Source organism: Stenotrophomonas sp. PS02300, from assembly GCF_029959395.1.
Classification (GTDB): Bacteria; Pseudomonadota; Gammaproteobacteria; order Xanthomonadales; family Xanthomonadaceae; genus Stenotrophomonas; species Stenotrophomonas maltophilia_AD.
The window spans coordinates 16179-38500 of record NZ_JASCOP010000011.1; the positions used below are offsets into that span (position 1 = coordinate 16179).

General features: G+C 68.5%; 9 protein-coding genes. 4 read left to right on the top strand and 5 right to left on the bottom strand.

Annotated features, from left to right (window positions below):
• From QMX79_RS04070 to QMX79_RS04080, 3 genes are all read right to left on the bottom strand, one after another.
• Positions 1-3354 carry a hypothetical protein gene (locus tag QMX79_RS04070; RefSeq protein ID WP_282244652.1) on the bottom strand — a complete coding sequence of 1118 codons (3354 nt, stop codon included), beginning with the start codon at positions 3352-3354 and terminating at the stop codon, positions 1-3.
• Positions 3351-12890 carry an SdrD B-like domain-containing protein gene (locus QMX79_RS04075; RefSeq protein WP_282244655.1) on the bottom strand — a complete coding sequence of 3180 codons (9540 nt, stop codon included), beginning with the start codon at positions 12888-12890 and terminating at the stop codon, positions 3351-3353. Before QMX79_RS04075 ends, QMX79_RS04070 begins: the two co-directional genes overlap by 4 nt.
• A gap of 227 nt (positions 12891-13117) precedes the next feature.
• Entirely contained in the window at positions 13118-13831 is a 714-nt protein-coding gene (locus tag QMX79_RS04080) for a response regulator transcription factor (protein ID WP_282244657.1), read from the bottom strand.
• 211 nt (positions 13832-14042) lie between these two features.
• On the opposite strand from QMX79_RS04080, the gene QMX79_RS04085 reads away from it, so the two are divergent.
• Complete coding sequence (locus QMX79_RS04085) at positions 14043-14789, top strand: hypothetical protein (RefSeq protein ID WP_282244659.1); 747 nt, start codon at positions 14043-14045, stop codon at positions 14787-14789.
• 10 nt (positions 14790-14799) lie between these two features.
• On the opposite strand, the gene QMX79_RS04090 is transcribed toward QMX79_RS04085, so the two are convergent.
• Entirely contained in the window at positions 14800-16947 is a 2148-nt protein-coding gene (locus tag QMX79_RS04090; protein ID WP_282244661.1) for a S46 family peptidase, read from the bottom strand.
• Between the two features lie 125 nt (positions 16948-17072).
• On the opposite strand from QMX79_RS04090, the gene QMX79_RS04095 reads away from it, so the two are divergent.
• The 3 genes from QMX79_RS04095 to QMX79_RS04105 are packed head-to-tail and all read left to right on the top strand — an operon-like array spanning position 17073 to position 21602.
• Positions 17073-18743, top strand: coding sequence for a molecular chaperone HscC (locus QMX79_RS04095; protein ID WP_282244663.1), 1671 nt, complete (start codon positions 17073-17075; stop codon positions 18741-18743).
• Complete coding sequence (locus QMX79_RS04100; protein WP_282244665.1) at positions 18740-20194, top strand: hypothetical protein; 1455 nt, start codon at positions 18740-18742, stop codon at positions 20192-20194. The genes QMX79_RS04095 and QMX79_RS04100 overlap by 4 nt, the downstream gene beginning before the upstream one ends.
• The gene (locus QMX79_RS04105) at positions 20187-21602 is read left to right on the top strand and encodes a hypothetical protein (protein WP_282244667.1); all 1416 of its coding nucleotides are present in this window, start codon (positions 20187-20189) and stop codon (positions 21600-21602) included. The genes QMX79_RS04100 and QMX79_RS04105 overlap by 8 nt, the downstream gene beginning before the upstream one ends.
• A 104-nt stretch (positions 21603-21706) precedes the next feature.
• On the opposite strand, the gene QMX79_RS04110 is transcribed toward QMX79_RS04105, so the two are convergent.
• Positions 21707-22021 carry a SymE family type I addiction module toxin gene (locus tag QMX79_RS04110; RefSeq protein ID WP_282244669.1) on the bottom strand — a complete coding sequence of 105 codons (315 nt, stop codon included), beginning with the start codon at positions 22019-22021 and terminating at the stop codon, positions 21707-21709.
• Positions 22022-22322 lie beyond the last annotated feature (301 nt).

Here is a 22322-nt window from a genome sequence, read left to right on the forward strand (position 1 = left end):
TCAGCGTGCCGGGTCGCGGTAGCGGACGGGGTCCGGCCGGAAAAGGTCTTCGTCGAACTTGAAGCGCAGGCGCACGAACACGCCCTGCTGGGTGTACTCGTAGCCGTTCAGGTCGCGGTCGCCGGCAAAGCCGGTCCAGTTGTAGCCGGCCGACAGCCACAGGTTCTGCCGCAGCAGGCGGCCGACTTCCATGCCGTAGGCGTACTGGTTGGCGCCGCTCTGGCCACGGAACGTGGAGCCGAGCACGCCGATGTCCCAGTTCTCGGTGATGTCGTACACCACGCGGCCAGACAGCAGCGTGGCGCGGAAGTCACTGTTGACCCGGCCACCATCGGCGTAGGCGAACTGGTCCTGCTGCCACTTGCCGGCCACGCGCCCGGTGAACCACCACGGCCGCGACGGGTGCCAATCGGCGTGCGCCGAGACGATGTGCGCGCGGGTGCGCACATCCTGGCTGCTGCCATCCACCGTGCTGCCATCCACCAGGGTCAGCCCGCTTTCGTCGCGCTCGAGCTTGTACTCGTAGCGGGCCAGCGCATTGATGCGGTTGCGGTCGGTATCGCGGTAGGCCACGCCCAGCTGGAAGCGGTCCTGCAGCACATCGCCGCGTGCGTCATAGCGCGTGCTCAGCAGGTAGTTGCGGGCCAGCAACGTCCAGTCGCGGCTGAGCTTGCGGGCCAGCATGAACTGCAGCAGCGTGGTGTTGAACGCCTCGTTGCTGTCGGTGTCCGGCACGTCCTCGGAGATGCGGTGCTCGGCGCGGATCGCGCTGCGCCACAGCGGGTTGGCGCCGTAGTCCAGCGCCAGCGCCAGGCCCGTGCTGTCGCCGGTGCTGCCGTCGATCACCTTCACGTGCTCGGCCGAGCTGGACAGGCGCAGGCCCTCGGCGATGTCCCAGTTGTTGCGGATACCCGAAGCGGCCTGCACATCGCGGCCACTGATCGCATCGCGCAGGCGGTACTCGCTGAAGGTCTGGGTATCGCGCAGGTAGCTGCTGTCGATACCGAACACCAGCGCATCGGCCTCGCGGTCGGTGGTGGTGATGCCGTAGGCGCTGGTCAGGCCGGTCTGCTTTTCGTAGCGGCCATACAGGCGGCTGCGTTCGAACACCTGGTAATCCAGGCCGGCGGCCAGCCGGCGACGTTCTTCGCCGCTCACGCTGTGCTCGATCTCGGCACCACTGCTGAGCTTGTCGCTCAGGCGGTAGCCCAGGCCGAAGCGGGCGCTGTCCGATTCCAGCTCGGTGCCCACCGGCAGGTCGCTGGTGATCGGGCTGCCGGTGCTGCTGCCGTTGATCACCATCAGCCCGGTGGCCGGGTCCAGCGCCTGCTGGCCGTAGCCGAGCGCGCCGCCACCGGCACCGGTGGCGAAGCCGCCGGTCAGCCCGCCGGCATTGCCGAACGGCACCCCGGATGACCACGGCGACGTCACGCCGATGGTCTCGCGGATGCTGCGCACGCCAAGGTCCACGGTCAGCCGCTCGGTGGCGCCAATGCGCACGCCGGCGCCGCCGGCATCGCGCTTGCCACCCTCCGGGTTGCGGTCTTCACTGCGCAGCCCTTCCACGTACAGCTCCAGGCGCGGCCCAAGCTGGTAGGCCACGCGCGCGTTGTACTCCCCGCGGCCGCCGTACAGCGGCGCGGCCGGGTTGTTGAACGCCGGGTCGGTGCGGGCGGCGAACAGCCGCGCTTCCAGCTTTTCGGTCTGGTGCGCGAACTCCACGCGCCAGGCATCGCCTTCCACCTCGCCGGTGACATCCTTCAACCCCTGCGAGGTGATCTGGTTGATGCTGTTGGTGTTGACCTCGCTCTGGGTGCGCGCGAACTCGGCCACCAGCAGGGTGTTGTCGCCGAACCGGTAGCTGGCGTTGGCGCTGCCCATGCGGAACTCCGCATACGGGTTGCGGTCGTCCACCGCCGCCGCGCCCACTTCCAGGCGGTTGTTGAGCTTTACCTGCGCGTCGGCGCCGACCACCCAGAACTTTTCGGTGTCCTGGTCCAGTTCATAGGTGATGCGCAGCGAGACCGGGTTGAGGTCGCTGTCGAACGCCGGCAGGAACTGGTTGAGCAGGATGCGCCCGGAGAAGGGCTCGAAGCTGTAGTCCACCAGCCGCGCCAGCGGCCGCACCGACACGATGCGGGTCGGTTGGTTGCGGTCGCGCGAGATGACTTCCACGCGCTCGCTGCCTTCCAGTACCGCATTGTTGCGCAGCGCATACGGGCCACTGCCCTGGCTGCGGAATTCTTCGATCACCTGGCGCAGGGAGTCTTCGATGGCGAACACATTGCTGCGCACGCGCTCGCTTTCGAAATGCCAGCCCAGCCCGGTAGCGGTGCGGTTGTAGGTGCCCAGGCTGCGCTGCGGGATGGGGCCGCTGCCGCCGATGCCGGTGGCCGTGGCCAGCCCGTCACCGGTCTGGAAGTCACCGTACAGCAGGTAGCTGCGCTGGTTGTCGATGCGCACGTACAGGCGTTCGGCCGAGCGCGCGTCGAAGCCGCGCAGGGACGAATCGCCATAGACCGGGTAGAACTCCTCGGGCTGGATGTCGCGCAGCAGGCGGCCGCGGGTGTCCTTGTCCGAATCGTAAGCCGCCGTCAGCAGCGCATCGCCCTTGATGCGGCCCTTGACGAAGAACGCGGTGCGCGCGGCGGCGTTGGCCTTGCCGTTGTTGAACTGGCGCTCCCAGCGGCGGATGTCGCGGTCGAACGCGTCGTTGTGTTCCACCGGCGAAACCAGCCCGCCGTTGCCCTTGCGACGGAAGTTGACCACGCCTTCGATCAGGCCGGTGGCGATCATCTCGCGCATTTCCGGCACGAAACCAATGCTGCCCTGCGCGGTTTCGGCACCTGCTGTGATGCGCAGCAGCACATCCTGCGGCTCATGCGGCGCGACCAGGTCGAACTCGGCCACGCCGTCGACCACCTGCAGCTGCACGCCGGGGGTGACCTTGTCGGCATCCAGCGCACCCGGCCCGAACTCATCGGTACGCGAACCCGGCAGGCGGATCCGGCCACCGCTGTTTTCAATCGTTGCGTAGGTGGTGCCGGCCAGCGGCAGGCCGCTGGGGTCGAGCAGCTGCACGCGCACATGCACCGGGCTCTGGCCATCGGCCGGCACGCCATCGCGGTCCAGTTCCACCACGATGCGGTCCAGCGTGCCCGTGGCCGCGCGCACCGACACCGGCGCAGCGTCCACGCTGGCCGGGCTGCGCGGGTACAGCGTGCTGGCGTCGCCCAGCACCGGGGTGAAGCGGCCCGGCGTGCCCACGCTCTGGGCCATGGCCGGCAGGGTGGCCAGCGCACAGGCCAACAGGCTCAGGCGCGGCAGCTGGCGCACTACGGAAGCACGGCTCATGGCTGGCCCTCCGTGGCAGCGGCGGCGGGCGGTGTGGCTCTGGGATGCACGATCGGTCTCTGGTTGGCCGTGTCGGTCGCCTGCTGCGGCGCCCGTGCGGGTTTGCTCTCGAAGCGCAGCGGCGCCTGGCCCGGTTCGGTTTCCGGCGCCTGCACCTCACCCTGGGTGCGGCGGGCCTTGACCTGCTCCAGCACCGGGTTGGCACAGCTGCCTTCGATGAAGTCGGCGCGGTGCAGCTCGCCGTTCTTCAGGTCGAGCAACAGGCTGTCGGCGTCGCCCAGGTTGCGGTTGCTGCTGGTGGTCAGGCGCGCGCCGACCGGCAGCGTGCTGGGATCCACCTTCAGCGTGTGGCTCTGCGGCGGCAGGCCGCAGAAGCTGTACTTGCCTTCCGAATCGCTGATCACCCAGGTGCCGTCGGAGAAGTACAGGCGCACGCCCGGTATGCCCAGCTCTTCGCGGTCCTGCAGGTGGTTGTTGTTGCAGTCCATGAACACCTTGCCGAGCACGCAGGCCTGTTCGGTGAACACACCCCCGGTGACGCGCACGCGGTACTCGGCACGGTTGGAAGCCAGCGAACCGGGCAGCGGGGTGACCGCCACCGGGTCGATGCAGCCGCCATTGATGGAGCAGCCATGGGCCTGCGCCCGGTTGATGCCATCGCCCTGCTGCGCGCCCACGCCCACGCGGACCCGATAGGTCAGCACGATCTGGCTGCCGACGTTGATCGGCCCCAGTGCGAAGCCCAGCAGCGGGCCCGGCTTGCCGGCCGGGTCGGCCACCGCACGGCCGTCGGCACGCGCGGTGCCGTCGATGTAGGTGAAGCCACGCGGCAGGCGGTCGATGACGTTCAGCGCGGCCAGCGCACTGCCGGCGGTCTGCCGCACGGTGATGGTGTACTGCACGGTGTCGCCGATCTCGGCGGTCTGGCGGTCACCGGTCTTGGTGATCGCCAGGCCCGTGGCCACCGCGGTATCCAGCGGCAGGTGGTTGTGCACGATCGCCGCCGTGGCCGAACCGGCAAACAGCGTGAGGTAGTACTGGGTGGCCGTGCCCACCGCACCGGTCGGTGCCTGGGTATTGGGCTGCACCACGTGGTTGGCACCGGCGCTGCCCGCCGGCGACAACGCACCGGCCTGCGGCGGGATCATCGTCGACACGAAGGTGTAGCCACCCGGCGGGGTGACGGTCAGCTGGAATTCGCAGCGGGCCGGCGCGGTCGGCGCGAACGCGAACTGGTAGAAGCCTTCGCTGCCCACCGTCATCGCGATGGTGTTGCCCTCGATGCGGTAACCGCCACCGGCGGCGTTGAGCACGCCGGTACGCGGGTCATACCCACTGCACAGGCCGACCGGCGCCAGGCTCACCACCGAACCCGGTACCGGGTCGCGGGTGGTGGCGTCATACACCACGCCCGACGGGTCCACCGGCAGGCTCTGCTGCGGCAGGTGCTCGCCGGCGCGCAGCACCACTTCCAGCTGGCTGGTGCCGTTGTCGGTGGTGCGGCAGGCGCTGACCCCACCACGCGCGATCGCTGCATCGGCGTCGCAGGCTTCCTGCACCCCACCGGCGGTTTCGCGGGTGACCGGGAACGGCCACAGCACGGTCGAGCGCGGGTCGCGGAAGCGGATGTTCCACTTCACGCCCGGCACCACGTCACCGAAGCGGTAGCTGCCGTCGGCCGCGGTCACGGTGGTCTTCAGCACCTGGCCGTTGGCCGGGTCCACCAGTTCCACGATCCACGACGGCAGGCGGCGGTCGCCGCCATCCAGCAGCTGGTCGTCACTGCCCACGTCGAACCAGACGGTGCCGCCGACCGAGGCGGCCAGCTGCACGCTGTTGGGCACGCGGCAGGCGTTGTGGGTGATGCCGTCCACGCACGCCGGCAGGTTGCCCACTTCGCCCTCGAACGCGGCACGTTCGGTCGGGGTCGGGGCGCGGAACGGGTTCTCGCCGCCGCCTTCGACCAGCACGGCATTGTTGACCGTGCCGGCTTCGGCCGCCGCTGCCGCCACGCGCACCACCACGGCGATGCTGTCCGGCGATACCGCACCGGCCGCCAGCACGCGCTGGCTGCTGCAGCTGAAACGCACCGCGCCGGGTTCGCCGGTACAGGTCCAGCCGGTCCCCACCGGCTGGCTGTCCAGGCTCAGGCCCGCCGGCAGGCGGTCGTGCACCACGTATTCGCCACGGCTCGGCTGCTGCCCGGCGTTGCGCACCTGGATGGTGTAGCCGGCCAGGTTGTTGACGGTGAAGCGGGTGCTGGTAGACGCCTTGCTGACCATCATGTCGGGCGAATCACCGATCTCACCGAAGTTGTAGTCCAGCGCATCCACGCCCAGCGGCAGCACGATCTGGCTGATCGCCGACGGCACGCTGGCACGGTCGCTGGCCACACCGACGGGGGCGGCGTTGACGGTACCGGTGCTGGTGATGCCGTTGAGCGTCTGCGGCGGCTGGGTCGGCTCGGTCACGGTGTAGGTGCCCGGGCGCAGACCCTCGAAGCGGTAACGGCCTTCGGCGTCGGTGCTCAGCGTGAGCGAGACCGGCTGGCCAAGGTCGTCGGTGCCGGTCAGCACCACGCTGACCCCGGCAATGCCGCCTTCGCCGCTGTCGACGGTGCCGTTGTCGTTGCTGTCGTTGTAGACGCGGCCGGCAATGCTCGCCGTCGGAATCTCGCCGAAGTTGTTGTTGGTCGATTGCTGGTTCACGCCCAGCACCACCGCGTTGATCTGCGAAGGCGCGGTGCCCGGCGCGGTCACGCTGCCACCGGTGCTGCCGGCCACGGTGCGGCCATCGCGGGTGCCGGCGGGCTGCTCCGGTTCGGTCACCACGTAAGTGCCCGGCGGCAGTTCGGCGAAGCTGTAGCTGCCGTCGGCATCAGTCACGGTGTCCCGGCTGATCGGGTTGCCGGCCAGGTCGGTGCCGGTCAGGGTGATGCGCACGTTGGCCAGGCCGGTTTCGCCCGGATCCACCACGCCATCATTGTTGCGGTCGGTCCAGACCTTGCCGCTGATGCCGCTGTTGAGCGGAATCTCGCCGAACAGGTTGTCCACCGACGCGCTGCCCGGGGTGGTCAGGTCGATGGTGCTGATCCGGCTGGGCACGGTGGTGATCGGCGTGGCGGTGCCACGCGGGGTGCCACCCACGGTGCCGGCGGTGGTGATGCCGTTGCTGGTACCGGCCGGCTGCTGCGGCTCGGTCAGGGTGTAGGTGCCCGGGCGCAGGTTCTCGAACGCGAAGCGGCCATCGGCATCGGTCTGCACGCTGAGGCTGACGCTGGCGCCGGTATCGTCGGTGCCGGTGACCAGCACGGTCACCGCCTCGATGCCAGTTTCCGCCGCGCCATTGCGCAGGCCGTCGTTGTCGACGTCGAAGAACACGGTGCCGGAGATCGCCACCGGCAGCACTTCAGCGAAGTTCTGCTCGATCGACGCCTTGCCGGCCGGCAGCACGATCGTGCTGATCGCGCTGGGCACGGTGGCAACGGGCGTGGCCACGCCCGCAGCGGCGCCGTCGACGGTGCCCGCGCGGGTGATGCCGTTGAGGGTCGGGCCACCATTGAAGGTCGGCTGCGCGGCCTGCTCGGTCACCGTGTAGGTGCCCGCCAGCAGATGCTCGAAGCGATACCGGCCATCGGCATCGGTGACCGCAGCGGCCACCGCGTTGCCCAGCGCATCCACGCTGCCGGCTGGCAGCTGCAGCTGCACGCCGGGCAGCCCGGGTTCACCGGCGTCCTGCACACCGTTGTTGTTGCGGTCCAGGAACACCGCGCCGGACAGCGACGCGGCGCGTTCGCCGAAGTCATTGCCGCTGGCACCGGCGACCGGCAGGTTGCTGAGCGTGATCACGTTGCCCGGCTGCTCGCGGCCTTCGCCCAGCCCGGTCGGCTGGGTCTCGGTGATGCGGTAGTCCTGGCCGGCGATCGCGCCGGGGTAGCTGTACTGGCCATCGGCGTTGGTGACCAGGCTCACGCTGGTGTCGTCGGGCGTGCCGAAGATGCCGTCATTGCCGGCGCCCACGATGGTGATGGACACCCCGGGGATGCCGACGTCGCCGACGTTGTGGTCGCCATCGTCGTTGCGGTCCAGGTACACGGTGCCGCTGATCGGCGCGTTGGCCAGCTCGCCGAACAGGTAGCCGGTGGCGTCCTGGCCGGCGCTGATGGCAATGCCGGAGATCACATTGGCCACGGCGGTGCTGCCCGGCGTGGTGGCGTTGCCCGCGGTGTGCTTGCCGTCCAGGTAGCCGGCCGGCTGGGTTTCGGTAAGCGTGTAGCCGGTGCCGGCCTGCGGCGGCAGCAGGTCGCTGAAGCGGTAGCTGCCGGTGCCATCGGTGGTGGCGGTGAATGCCACCGGGTTGCCGAGCACGTCGGTACCGGACAGGGTCACGCTGGCGTTGGCGATCGGATTCTCGCCGGTGTCGTGGCGGCCGTTGTTGTTGTTGGCGGCCACGTTGGAGAAGTCTTCATAGACCTCGCCGCTGAGCGAACCCAGCGCTTCGCCAAAGTCGTTGCCGCTGGAACCGGTCAGTGCCAGCGCGTTGAGGGTGATGGCGTTGCTGGCATTCTCGGCCGCATTGGCATAGCCCTGCGGCTGGGTTTCGGTGATGCGGTAGTTCTGCCCGACCACGAGGTTGTCGAAGTCGTAGCGACCCTGCGCGTCGGTCTGTACCACGACCGGCGGCAGGTCGTCGGCATTGCCGAACACGCCGTCGGCGCCTGCGCCGGTCAGGGTGATCGTGACGCCCTGCAGGCCACCGTTGGCCTGCGAGTTGCGGGTACCGGCATCGCCGGCATCGAAGTCGCCATTGCCGTTGCGGTCCAGGTAGACATGCCCGGAGATGGCGGTGATGGCGTCTTCGCCGAAGTTGAATTCGGTGGCGTCATCGCCACGCGACAGATCGATGTTGCCGATCCGGTCAGTGGTTGCGGCGTCGCCGGCCGCGCCGGTGGCCACGGTGCAGCCCACGCAGGCGGCGGTGCCGACCTGGCCCGGGTTGATCGCGCTCGGGCGGTTGCGGTAGCTGCCGGTGGGCAGCACTTCGCGCAGCGTGTACAGCGCCAGCGGGTCCAGTGCGTTGAACGCGTAACTGCCATCGGCGGCGGTGGTGGTGCTGGCCACCACGGTGCCGGCCGCATCCAGCAGCTCGACCGTAGCGTTGGCAATCGGCGCATCGCCGGTGTTGCGGGTGTTGCTGTAGTTGCTGTCGACGTAGACGAAGCCGGACAGCGACGGACGCCGCACTTCCGGGAAGTTGTAGCGCAGCGCATCCACACCCGCGCCGAGCGCGATGGTGGTGTAGACCGAGTTGGCACTGATGGCCGGGTCGACCAGGGCGAAGGTACCGCCGGCCGACGGGGCCAGTGAGCCCGTTGCGGGCGGTGCCACCGGGCCGTTGACGTACGCCGCCGGCTGGACCTGGGTCAGCGTGTAGCCACCCGTTCCCGCAGGTGCGAGGTTGTCGAAGCGGTACGCACCGTTGCCGTCGGTGGTGGCGGTATGCGCCACCGCGTTGCCATAGGCGTCGGTGCCGCTGAGGCGGACCTCGATACCGGAAATGGTCGGTTCGCCGGCCTGCGGCGTGCCGCCGTCGGCACCGCTGCGCTCGCGGTCCTGGAACACCACGCCGGCCAGCGACGAACGCACCACGGTGTGGTTGCTGGTGCTTTCGTTGTTGCCCGAGTTCGGGTCGACCTGGTCGCTGGTGGCGCGCGCGGTGTTGATGCCGGCGCCATTGGCCGGCAGCGTGGTCCAGCGCGCGGGCACCAGCACGCGGGTGCGGCCGTCCAGTGCCAGGTCGCCCATGCGGCAGGTGAGGTCGCGGCCGTTCAACGTGCAGGTGCCGCTGCCGTTGCTGACCACGCCGGCATCGGCGGTGGTGCCGACCTTCTGCCAGGTGGTGGCTTCGGCGCCGCCGATCACTTCCAGCCCTGCCGGCAACGTATCGGTGACCACCACGCCATCACCGCGCACCGGGTTGTCGCCAGTGCGGTCGCGCGACAGGCTGTGGCCGGGGCCGTTGTTGACCACGTCCAGCACGTACCAGAACGGCTGGCGCAGGCTGATCGTGGTGGCTGCGGCGGGCAGCGGTTGGGTCGGGTCGGCGTTGGGCGCCAGCACCACGCTGGCCTTGCTCATCGCCAGGTCCGCGCGGATGCGGATGCTGGTTTCCTGCACGGCACTGTTGTTGCTGGTGTCACGCTCGGTTTCGGCCGAACGCGCGGTCACTGCGTTGAACAGGGTCGCGCCGGTGGCCGGCGGTGTGGTCAGGTACTGATAGACCAGGTACAGGTAGCTGGTCTGGTTGGCGGCAATCACGCCCTGTTCGGTGGTGGACACGCCCACGCTGGGCATGCTGCACGACAGGGTCTGCGCGGCCGTGGTCGGGTTGCTGCTGCCCGGTGCCACGGTGCAGCGCACGCCCGGCGCTTCCAGCGCGCCCTGCGGGGTGGTGCTGGTGCCGATGCGGCTGCCGACGAAGGCGACATTGGCGCCGCTGGCCGGGGTGATGGTGTCTTCGATCAGGGTGCGGGTGGCCAGCGACGGGCCATCGTTGCGCACGCTCACCTGGTACAGGATGTAGTTGTTGGCTTCCTGGCCCACGCGCGAATCAAAGCCCAGCGGATCCACGCCGCCCACGAAGTTCTGGTCGATCTTGTTGACGATCAGGTCCACTTCGCCGGCGCTGAAATCCAGCGCCGCCGAGCGCAGGTCATCGTCGGTGCGGCTGTTGTAGTTGTAGCTGCGCCCGTTGCCATCGACGCCGCTGGCCGGCACCGGGGTGCCGGTGTTGGCCGGGTCGAAATAGAACGAGCCATCGTTGGTGAAGCGGCGGCCGGTGTTGCCGCTGTTGACGTTCGGGCGGATCACCACCGTCATCGTCTGGGTGGAGTTGTTGGCCATGTCCAGCGGCGCGCAGGTCAGCCGCAGCGTGGCCGGTGTGCCGCCGGTGTTGAACCACGACACACCGCCCGGCGCGGACGCCGAGCTGATCGCCGCATCGAAGGCGGTCACGTTGCACGCGGTGTTGCCGCCGCCGGTGCGCACCGCCGAGACCAGTACGAAGCCGGCATCGTTGGCCGGCAGGGTGAACGTATCGCTGTACACCACGCCACGGGCGGTGGACGGGCCACGGTTCTGGTAGGTGATGCGGTAGGTGGTGTTGACGCCGGCGCGGCCCGGGCTGCCCGAGGTGATGTCCTTGGCGGTGGTGGCCATGTTGGCCACCGGGTCGATCTGCACCCAGTCCGAGGCGCTGTTGTTGCCGGGGTTGGCTTCACCGATCGAGCCACTCACGGTCGGATCGATGCTCACGCCTGCGGTGTTGCAGAAGCGGCCGGCCGGCATCGCCACGCCGCCGCAGCTGCCTGCGCCCTGGCTCTGGCTGTCGAACAACCCACGATTGACGGTGAACACGATGGTCGCGGTGGCACCGGCGGCCAGCGCCGTGGCGCCGGAGCGGCAGATGTAGCTGCTGCCGACCGGGTCGCAGGTCCAGCCGACCGGCACGGTGTTCTTGGTGACGGTGGTGACCCCGGTGACGAAGCCCGGGATCGGGTCGTTGACCACCACGCCGGTGGTGGTCGCACCGCCGTTGGTGACCTGCAGGGTGTAGGTCACGCCGCCATCGGCTTCGCGGATGATGTTGTCGGCATCGCCGGGCGTGTTGGTGCGCTTGGTGATCGACAGGTCCGCACGCGCATCGGTGGCGCGGCTGCCTGCGCCGGTGCAGTCGTTGGTGGTGTTCGGGTCCAGGTTGATGCCACCGCCCGTGGTCGGCTCGGCCGAACCGCCGCTGCCGCCGGTGCACGCGGTGTTGGTCAGCGTGCCCTGCAGGCGCGCCAGCGTGTACAGGGTCAACGCGGCGGAGTTACCGTTGACCGCAACCGGGTAACCGGCGCTCTGGGTACAGGTGACCACCTGGCCGGTGGTACCGTTCCATGCACGGTCCGCGATGCAGCTGAAACCGCCCACGGTGACCGCTGCGCCCGGTGCATACGGCTGGCCACTGGCGTCCACCCACTCTTCGCCTACGGCCAGCGCATCAACCAGCTGCAGGTTGCCTGTGACGGTGCGCGGCCCCAGGTTCTGCGCGCGCAGCGTAGAGGTCATCACGCTGTCGGTGCGCAGCCCGGTGCTGTTCCACACCGGCACCAGCGCCGGCGTCTTGGTCTTGCTCATGCGCAGGTCGGCGCCGTCGGGAATGACGGTCAGGCCGACGCTGCCGGTGTTGTTGGTCAACACCGGATCCGGCGTGGCGGCGCTGATCTCGGCCGTGTTGGTGACCGTGCCGCTGCTGTTGGTGCCGGTGGACGGCACCTGCGCCTGGATGGCGATCTGCGCCTGCGCGCCCGCCGCAACGCTGGCCGCGTTGCAGCTGACGACGGTGCGGTCGGTGTTGACGGTGCACGCCCAGCCGTTGGGCCCGGACACACCGTTGATGACGAAGCCTTCCGGCAGCGCGTCGCGCAGCCCCACGCTGGTGGCGGCGCTGGGGCCGTCGTTGCGCGCGGTCAGGGTGTAGGTCACCACCGAGCCGGCGGCCGCCGGGGCCGGCGATACCGACTTTGACACCAGCAGGTCCGCACCGGCGGTCACCGCCGTGGTCACCTGCGCGGCGTTGTTGTCCGGCACCGGGTCGGGCACGTTGCCAGCGCTGACCACCGCCGAATTGACGATGTTGCCGGTGCCGACGTTGACCTTGCCGCGGAACTGGTAGCTGGTGCTGGCGCCCACCGCAAGCGTGCCGTTGTAGGTGCCGTTCTGCTGGGTGAAAGCCCAGTCCGCACCGACCGGGGTGCCGACCAGGGTGACGTTCGGCGGCAGCGTGTCGGTGATGCGGAAGCCCGTGGTCACGCTGGGGCCGTTGTTGCGCACGGTCAGCGTATAGGTGATTTCACCGCCGCCAATCACGGGATCCGGCGTGGCGCCCTTGCTCAGCTGCAGGTCCGCAGCGGCCTGGATGGTGGTGTTCTGGCTGGTGCGGTTGTTGGCAACGTTGGTATCGCTGCCGAAGAACGGGTCGGTGTTCTGCAGCGTGTTGATCGGCGTGGTCGCCGGCGGCAGCGCGTTGGCGAAACCGATCGCGGCGCGCACGGTGATCGTGGCCGGCGAGGCGATGGTAGTGACCGGCAGCTTGAATTCGTAGGGCGCGGTGGTGGCGTTCAACGCCGGGTTGGTGCACACCACGCGCGTGGTACCGGCGGCGCCGGCCGAGCTGCTGCAGCCTGCGGGCGCGGTGCTGCCCAGCGCGGTGCCGGCGGGCAGGTCGAACAGGGTCACGCTGCCGCTGGCGGTGTCGTTGGCGCCGTTTTCAACCTTGACGTTGTAGATCACGGTGGTGCCAGCCGGCACCGGGTCGTAGCCGGTGTCGGAGAAGTCGGTGATCTGCAGGTCGATGGCCAGCGCGGTCAGCGGCGTGGCCAGCAGCAGGGTGGCCAGGCCACGCAGGCAGCGCAGGCGCCATGAGGGCGCTGTTGCGCGCTCGAACGACGACACCGCCGCGCAGGGAGCTGCGCGATCGCTATGGCTGGACATGTGTTTTCCCCTGTTCCGGTCGTTGCAGCGTTCACAGGGAACGCCAAACGATGCGTACCCAACGCAACCGGTCCAGACGTCCCCTGTCAGATGAATCCCGGAATGCAGGCGACAGACGTCGCCGGCCATGCCGGGCGGGGCGAATTGTGATGTTGACGTGAAGGCAAGTCAGTGCCGGCGGCTCACCCACGCTCACACTGGCTCACACCGCCCTGCCAGGCGGCGGATCAGAGGCTCAGCAGGTAACCCTGGCCGCGCAGCGCGCGCAGCGGCAGCTCCACGCCGGTGGCGCTGCGCACGCGGGCGCGCAGGCGGTGGACCAGTACATCCAGGCGGTGCGGGTCGAAATCCCACGGGGTATCGGTGATGTGCGCGATCAGCGCTTCGCGGGTGACCGCCGCACCGGCGGCGTCGAACAGCAGCTGCAGCACGCCGCGCTCCATGACCGTGAGCTCCAGCGTGGCCGCCGAAGGCGCATGCAGGGTCCAGCCATCGGCCGAGACCCGCCAGCGTGGAGCGTCATTGGTCGCCGCCGGCGCGGCCGATGCCAGCGGCAGGCGGCGGCGCAGGCTGAGCAGGCCGGCGGCCAGCACGTCCATCTCCGGCGGTTTGACCAGGTAGAGGTCTGCGCCCTGGGTCAGGCCCCGCGCCATGTCGCGGGCGTCGCCGCGCCCGGTCAGGATCACGATGCCGATCGAGGCCGATGCCCGCAGGTGGCTGGCCACCGCGTAGCCATCCTCACCGGGCAGGCCGACATCCAGCACCACGATGTCGCAGCGGCCGCTCAGCAGCGCGCGGTACAGCGCTTCGGCACTGCCCAGCCCGCGCACCGTCGCACCCCGCCAGGCCAGATCGTCCAGCAGCAGCGCCAGCAGCTCCGGGTCGTCTTCAACCACCCAGACATGCAGTCCTTCCAGTTGCCGCGTTGCGGTCGTCGGCACGCTGCCGTGCCTGTCGTCCTGTGCTGCCGTCACGTGATGTCGCATCCCCGAATCAGCCTGCAGTCTAGCCGTGGGGCGCGGGAGCGCCAAATGCTACGAAAGCATCACCTCGGCCCGGAGGGGAGCATGCGACAGACAGCGTCGGGGTTGCCGCTTGTCGCCGCGTGGCGCGGCGGGCAGCGTGAAGGCCCCCCTCCCGGTAGCGTCTGCCATGCCTGTACCCAACGCCAGCCACGACATGCTGAGCCCGATGCTGCGCCAGCGGCTGGAACGATCGCTTCCGCTGGAACAGCAGGCGGTTACGGTTGAAGCCCTTGGCAACCTGCTGCATTCGGTCCGCAACATCACCCCCCTCCCCCATGACCCGCCGCCTGCCGACCCGGCCAACCGCGGTGTCATGGCGCAGATCTACCGGCGGCTGGTCACGCCGGTGGCCGGCGCGCCGGCAGGTCCCTTCACGGTGGGCGAAGCGTGGACCGTGCAGATGGTTCATTACCTGGACGAAGTGGACCGGGCGCCGCCTCTTGGCGCGCCCGATGCGGCCAGCCCTGCGCCGCTCCCGCAGAGCCACATGCATGCGCACCTGTTGTACGAGCTGCGACGGGAGTTTGGCCTGCTGGGCTTTCCAGAGACGTATCAGTGGCGGGAACTGGCCGTCAACGACGCCGCGGCAGGGCTGGTGGCCGAGTCAACCAGGAAAGGCCTGCAGCCCACCGAGGTGCGGGCCTTCAGCGCCCGTGAACTGCCGTGGCCAAACACCGCGCCAACGGTGCCTGTCGTGGTGCTGCTGGCCGCGTGGAACGCGGCGGCGCCACCGCCGACGCGGCCCGATGCGGCGTCCGGGCCGCATCTCTGGGACCCGTCCAACCCGCTGGATAACCGCGACGGTGCGCCGGACCTGCTGCGCGCACCGCTGGTGCTGCAGTGGTCCGGCCTGATGCCACGCGAGCGGCTCTGAGCCGCCGGCCTTATTCGGCCGGCACGCCCATTTCCTTCAGCAGTGCCGGTGCCGGGTAGACCTTGGCCAGCAGCCAGCGCAGGTAGCGCATGTCCACGTGCACCGCGCGCTTGAAGCGCGGGTCGAACCACCAGCTGGCGCTGACCGATTCCCAGTTGCTGTCGAAGTTCAGGCCGATCAGTTCGCCGCGTGCATTGAGCACCGGCGAACCGGAGTTGCCGCCGGTGGTGTCCAGGTTGGTCAGGAAGTTGACCGTCTGGGTCTTCAGCACCGGATCGGCGGTGCTGCCGAAATCACTCTTGGCGATCGCCGCCAGCAGCGGCTTGGGCGCGTCGAACGGGAACGCGTTGGTGTTCTTCTCCACGATGCCGGCCACGGTGGTGACCGGATCGAAATGCACCGCATCGCGCGGCGACAGTGCTTCCACCTTGCCGTAGCTGATGCGCAGCGTGCGGTTGGCGTCCGGGTACACCGCCCGGCCCTGCTTTGCCCGCCACGCGAACAGCGCCTGCATGTAGGCCGGGCGCAGGCGCAGCTGCTCGCCTTCGCGCTCCTTGCGCTGCTCTTCCAGGCGCAGCTGCGCGGCCACCAGCGGGCCGGCCAGGTCGATCAGCGGGTCATGCGCCAATGCCTTGCCTTCCTTAGCAGCGGCGAAGCGGCCCAGGCGTTCGGCTTCATCACCCAGCCGGGTGCCGGTGTACAGCGCGTCCAGCGCCTTGGCCAGCGCGGCCGGGGTACGGCCGAACGCGTCGTCGAACTCGGGTACGCGCTGCGCATCGGGCAGCTGCTGGTAGCGGGTCAGCAGATCGGTCAGCAGCGCCTTTTCCACGGCCGGCGCGTAACGGCGCTGGACCTGCTTGAGGGTGCCTTCGATCAGCGCCTGGTCGCGCTGCTGGTAGCCGCTTTCGCGCTCGGCATCGGGCTTGGCCGATTCAATGCGCAGGCGCTCCAGCAGCAGCGCCGAACGCAGCAGCTGGCTCTGCGCGGCGGCCTGTTCCAGCACGAAATCGCGCTCGCCCATCGCCGCGCCCTGCGACAACGAGCCCAGCAGCGCCTGGATGTCCGGCTGCCAGGCCGCATCGGTGGCCTTCAGCATCGCCGCTTCATCGGTGGCGCGCTGGGTCTTGGCATCGCTGCGCAGCAGGCCTTCCAGCTCACCGGCGGCGCGCTTGCGGTTGTTCTTCAACGACTGCAGCTGCGCGGCATAGCGGGTGCGCGCCTGCGCATCCTTGGCGGTAGCGGCCTCGATGGTGTCGATCATCTGCTGGAACACCGCTACCCGGCGCGGCAGCACCGCATCGATCTGGCCGGCGAACTCGGCCGCAGTGCGGTGGCGGTAGGTGATGCCCGGGTAACCGGCCAGCATGGCGAAATCACCGGTCTTCGGGCCATCGATGGCCATCTTCAGGTGCGCCGGCGGGTGGTAGGGCACGTTGTCCGGGCTGTAGGCGGCCGGCTTGCCGTCCTTGCCCACGTAGGCGCGCAGCAGGGTGAAATCGCCGGTGTGGCGCGGCCACATGAAGTTGTCGATCTCATCGCCGTAGTTGCCGATCGCGCGCGGCGGCGCGTAGACGAGGCGCACGTCGCTCAGCTCCAGCTGGCGGATGCGGTAGAAATCGGTGCCGTAGTACATGTCGGCCACGCTGCAGCGCACGTTGCCTTCCTGCTCGCATTCGGCCACCAGCTGCTTGCTGGCGCGGTCCACCGCGTCGAAATAGGCGCGCCCGGTCTTGCCGCGCGCATCGCGCAGCACTTCATCGGTGACCTTGTCGAAGCCGGTGGTGACCAACACGCGGAAATCCGGGTTGGACGGGCGCTCATCGGTGCGGCCCTGGGCGATGAAGCCGCCGTCGATCAGGTTGTGCTCGGCGGTGGTGTTGTACTGGATCACGCCCATGGCGACATGGTGGTTGGTCAGCAGCAGGCCGTCTTCGGACACGAACGAGCCGGTGCCGCCACCGGCACGCACCACGGCGCTGAGCGGCGCGGCGGTCACGTTGGCCAGGTCGGCCGGGTTGCCCTTGAAGCCGGCGGCCTTGAGCGGCTTGGCCAGGTCCGGCAGCTGGGTTGGCATCCACATGCCTTCGTCGGCGTGGGCGCCGGCGGCGAGGGTGAGGCCAAGGGCCAGGGCGGCGCTGAGGGGCTTGCGTGCGGGCATGGGTGCATCCGGTACGGCGGAACGAGCGGGCACCTTAGCCACTGGGGGCCGGTGGGGCAACGCCCGATGGTCAGGGGTGGGCCGGGCTGGCTAGAATCGGCGCTTCTCAGGGGGAGATGGCAGGGATGATCGTAGGGATTGATCTGGGCACGACGCATTCACTTATCGGCGTGCACCGGCCCGAGGGCGGGGAACTGTTCCGGAACGCGCATGGCGACCTGCTGACGCCCTCGGTGGTCAGCCTGGATGGTGACACCGTGCTGGTCGGCAAGCCGGCGCAGGACCGCCTGGTGACCCAGCCGGGGCTGAGCGTGGCCACCTTCAAGCGATTGATGGGCACGCCGCATGAAACCCGGCTGGGCGAGCGCCGCTTCCGCGCCGAGGAGCTGTCCGCGCTGGTCCTGCGCTCGCTGCTGGCCGACGCCGAGGCGGCGCTGGGTGAGAAAGTGACCGAGGCGGTGATCAGCGTGCCGGCCTATTTCACCGACGCCCAACGCAAGGCCACGCGCAGCGCCGGGGAACTGGCGGGAATCAAGGTCGAGCGGCTGATCAATGAGCCCACTGCGGCGGCGCTTGCCTACGGCCTGCGCGATCGCGCCGGCGAAGGCCGGGTGCTGGTCCTGGACCTCGGCGGTGGCACCTTTGACGTGTCGATCCTGGAGCTGTTCGATGGCGTGGTGGAAGTGCACGCCACGGCCGGTGACAACTTCCTTGGTGGTGAGGACTTCCTCGAACTTCTGGTCAAGGCGTTCTGTGCGCGCCACAAGATCGACCCGCGCCGGCTCACCCCGCACGACACCGCCGTGCTGCGCCTGCGCCTGGAGCAGTTCAAGCGCGAGCTCACCGATGCCCGCGAAGCCCGCGTGCAGTTGCGGCTGGAAAGCCATGACCTGGAGTGGGAGCTGGACGAACCCGGCTTCGCACAACTGTCTGAGCCGCTGCTGCAGCGCATGCGTGCGCCGATCGAACGCGCCATGCGCGATGCCAAGCTCAAGCCCGCCGACCTGGATGACATCGTGCTGGTCGGTGGTGCGGTGCGCATGCCGATGGTGGCCCGGCTGGTCACGCGCATGTTCAACCGCCTGCCGCTGCGCCACATCCACCCCGACCAGGCCATTGCGCTGGGTGCGACGGTTGCCGCCGGCCTGAAGGACCGTGCGCAGTCGCTGGAAGAAGTGGTGCTGACCGATGTATGCCCCTACACCCTGGGCACCCAGATCGCGCACCGCGTGGGCAACCAGGTGCAGACCGGCTATTTCCATCCGATCATCCCCCGCAACAGCGTGGTGCCCATCAGCCGCGAGGACCAGCTGTTCCCGCTACACGAGGGGCAGAAGCAGCTGCTGGTGGATATCTACCAGGGTGAAAGCCCGATGGTGGAGAAGAACATCAAGCTGGGCGAGATCAATGTGCCGCTCACCCCCGGCAAGGGCACCGAGGGCGTGCTGGTGCGCTTCACCTATGACATCAACGGGCTGCTGCAGGTCGAAGTGACCGAGGCAGCCACCGGGCAACGGCACGAACTGGTCATCGAACAGAACCCGGGCCTGCTGGATGCCGCCGAGATCCGTGAACGCCTGGCCCGGTTGCAGCAGCTCAAGGTCCACCCACGCGAGCAGCAGCAGAACCTGGCGCTGATCACCCGTGCCGAACGCATCTACGAAGAACTGGTCGATATGCGCCCCACCCTGCAGGAGTGGATTGCACGCTTCCGCAACACGCTTGAGTCGCAGGACCCGGCATTGATCGAACAGGACCGCCGCCAGTTCAATGCTGCGCTGGATGAACTGGCTTGAGCGGGGCCGGTGAGCTGCTGGACCTTGCCACCGTCGGCGACGAGCGTGGCCTGAAGCGGGCCTATGCGCGTCTGCTCAAGCAGACCCGGCCAGACGAAGACCCGGCCGGCTTTCAACGCCTGCATGACCTGTACCAGCACGCCTTGGCGCGGTGCCGCGCAGCGCAGGAGCAGGAGCATCAGCAGGAGCAGGACCGCCCCGGCGCGGCACGGTGGGGAGAGATCGACGCGGTGGTGGCCGTGGCCGCCCCGGACGCACTGACACCGCCACGCGCCGCAGCGCCACGGATTCGCAGTGAGGCCGAAGCGCCTGTACTGTCGCCGGTTGACCTGGACCTGCCGGCCCAGCCCACGCCGGAGCATGCCTGCAGGCTGCTGCTGCGCCGCGGCGCGGAAACCGCGCGTGAGGCGTTTCCGGCCCGGCTGCAAGCGGAGACCCGCGAGTGGTCGCTGGATACCCGCGATGCGGTCAGCGCCCGCCTGATTTCGGCATTGCGCGAAGGCGATGTGGTGATGTGCAGTGCCAACCTGCACGTGATCTACCGTTTCTTCGGCTGGGATGACGTGGCCAGCGGTGCAGACATGCACGAGCTGCAGTGGTTGTCGAACCGCGCCCACGGCGCATGGCTGCAGTTGCCGGCCAATCACGGCGAGTTGGCGGCGCTGATGCCCAGGCAGCGCGATCGACGCATGACCCAGCGCGAGGTCGCCAACTGGCTTGACCGGCTGCAGCGATCCCGTTCGTACGTGGACAACCTGCTTGCCGCGCTGCATCCCCGTACTCCGGGCCAGATGCATGCGCTGCTGGCAGCACTGGGTTGCCACCCAGGCGTGCCTTTACCGGTGGGCATCAATGCCGGCCAAGCGAACTTCTGGGCCTCCGCTGGCAGCCCCCTGCATCGCACCGCGATACTTCTGGCGGTGATCCGGGCCACGATCATTGGCGTTGGGTTGATGATGGTGGGTCTGTACATTGTTGAACGCACCAAGGACCCGGCGCATCCACAGCTGACGCCCACCGCGGGCCTCTGGTTGCTGGCCGCCCTGCTGTTGCCGCCGGTCTGGATACTGCTCAGCATCGCGCAGGATGCTGTGTACCGATATCAGATGGCGCCCGAGACAGCGACGACGCGGCGCCCGTGGCTGCGCTTGCTGACCATTCCGCTGCTGGTCGCGCTGGCAGCGGCGTGCTGGCCGCTGTTGGCGTGGAAGGCCGGGCTGATGTTCGTCCTCGGCTGGCCGCTGGCGTGGAAGGTACTGCGACTGGCACAGGTCCGCAGCCGCTACCGACAGGGCAAGTCCCTGGAGATCAGCGGAGGCGCGTTGTTCCTGATGCTGGTGCCCACCCTGCTGCTGGTGCCGGCCTGGATTGGTGCCCTGGGCTACTGGGCAATGGACCTGTACCGCCATCGCAAGGTGCTGCGCTGGACGAACGCGGTGCGCCATGACTGAAACCCTGGATGACGTTGTTGGCGAGCTGCAGCGCCTTGGCGCTGAGTCGGACGAGCGTGCGATCAAGCGTGCCTATGCAAAGGCATTGAAGGTGATCCGGCCGGATGAAGATGCGGCCGCGTTTCAGGCGCTGCATGATGCCTACCAGCGCGCGCTGGCCGCGCGCCGATCGCAGGTGGAAAGCGCCGACGAGAGCGCGGCCTTTGCGCAGACGGTGGCCGCTAACGACGCATCGCAGTCTGCTGCACCTGTAGCGGCTGCGCAGCCCCGGATCCGCTCGGTCGACGTAGCACTGCCGCCACAGCCGGATCCGCGCCATGCCCTCGCCTCCATGCTGCGCGAAGGCAGCACTGCGGTACCCGCGCAGCTTCCGGCGTGGTTGCGTGCGCACAGCCAGGACTGGTCATTTGATACCCGCGACGCGGTTGCACTCCGGTTTCTGCATGCGCTGCGCGAAGACGACGTGCTTGTATGCGAGAGCAACGTACTGGCGATGTACAACCTGCTCGGCTGGAACGACATCGCCAGCGGTGTGGATGCGCGCGAGCTGCAGTGGTTGGCTGAGCGAACCCACCGCGCATGGTTGCAGTTGCCCGCCCAGCACGATGGATTGGCGATTCTGGTCGCCGGGCCCGGGCCGAATCGACCTTCTGCAGGAGCGATTGCCACACGCCTCAAGGCTCTGCAGACGCCACGCTCGCGTCTGCGCAACCTGTGGAGTGCGCTGCGGCCAGATCGGGCCAAGGCGGTCGTTGCCTTGATGGGGGCGCTCGGCTGCCAACCGGGGGTGCCACTGCCGAAAGGCATCGACAGCGGGCAAGCCAACTTCTGGGGTGGCCAGGCGCAGCCTTGGCATCGTCTGGAACTGCAGGTCTGGTTGTTCCGGGCGGCTGTCTTGAGCACTGTTCTGGTCGGTGTTCTTTTTCCGGCAATGTGGTTCGATGGATATGCAAGCCTACTGACAGGGTCACCACTGCGGACCGGCCTGCTGGTAATGACGGCCTGGCTGCTTCCCCCGGCGCTGGTCCTTGGCCGTTTTGGTCGCCACGCGCTTTACGCCTGGCAACTCGCACCGGAATCGGTGAGATCAGCGCGTGAGAATCTGCGTATCGCAGGCGTGCCACTGCTGGTTGGGATAGTGGTGGTTCTGGTCCTGTCAACATACCGGTTCTTCCTCGACTGGATACCGCTGTACATCCTCGCGGTGTGGTTGCTCACGTGGCAGGTAGTCCGAATAGCGCAGTTCCGCTACTACGCACGGCGGAACGCTCGCCCGCCCGAGCATGGCAGCGGACTGTTCTTCATGGTGGTGGGCACGGCGCTGTTCGTCCCTGCATTGGTGACGTCCATCGTCTTCTGGGCATTGGATCTCCGTCGCGCCCGGGCGATGCGGTGGTGGAACGAGTAGAGAGCCAGGCCGGGCCCGGCTCTACAATCGTCATCGGATTGCCGATCAATGCAATGGCATTACCGGGCGCAGCTGCCTTATCGGCGGTCGATTGGGATGCGACCCTACCAGCGGGCGCGGTTGGAGTCCTGGGCGGCCTGGCACCAGCCTGGGCGGCAGGCGACGCGTACTACCGGGTTGACCATCCGCAGCAACAGGCAGCCCGGCGCGATGTGCAGGCTCACGCGCGAGCCGGTTTCCATGCCGGCGGTGGTCATCCACATGCCGCGCAGGTGCAGGGATGGGATCAGGATTTCGCCGGGCTTTGGCTCGTTGTCGTCATGGCGCTCCGCACCGATGAGGACGGTGCGCGGCATGCGCCAGTGGTAGGTGACGCGGGATCGGGCGTCGGCGCGGGAATCATCTTTGATGCCGTGCATGGTAGGCCTCTCCTGGATGTCTCCCTCGCCGGGATGGCGAGGGAGTCGGGAGGCTGATAGCCGTGTGAAACGAAACGGTGCGACGTATTTCCACGAGGGTGTTGTATTCGGTCACCCTCCCGACGCATTACATCCAATTTCCGGAGCTATCAGACTCCTCAACCCACCATGCGGACGCGATGACGATATCGGAATTCGGTTTTATCTGTTGATTTGGCCGAACCGGTAGGCGGTGCCTAACACTGCGTCGGAAATGGACTGCGAGTACCCTGCATCCATTGCGGTGCAAGCACTTTGCGAA

Excerpts from the sequence above, each read along its gene's own strand:
- QMX79_RS04070 (WP_282244652.1), bottom strand. The coding sequence starts at position 3,354 with ATGAGCCGTGCTTCCGTAGTGCGCCAGCTGCCGCGCCTGAGCCTGTTG.
- QMX79_RS04085 (WP_282244659.1), top strand. The coding sequence starts at position 14,043 with ATGCCTGTACCCAACGCCAGCCACGACATGCTGAGCCCGATGCTGCGC.
- QMX79_RS04075 (WP_282244655.1), bottom strand. The coding sequence starts at position 12,890 with ATGTCCAGCCATAGCGATCGCGCAGCTCCCTGCGCGGCGGTGTCGTCG.
- QMX79_RS04110 (WP_282244669.1), bottom strand. The coding sequence starts at position 22,021 with ATGCACGGCATCAAAGATGATTCCCGCGCCGACGCCCGATCCCGCGTC.
- QMX79_RS04105 (WP_282244667.1), top strand. The coding sequence starts at position 20,187 with ATGACTGAAACCCTGGATGACGTTGTTGGCGAGCTGCAGCGCCTTGGC.
- QMX79_RS04090 (WP_282244661.1), bottom strand. The coding sequence starts at position 16,947 with ATGCCCGCACGCAAGCCCCTCAGCGCCGCCCTGGCCCTTGGCCTCACC.
- QMX79_RS04095 (WP_282244663.1), top strand. The coding sequence starts at position 17,073 with ATGATCGTAGGGATTGATCTGGGCACGACGCATTCACTTATCGGCGTG.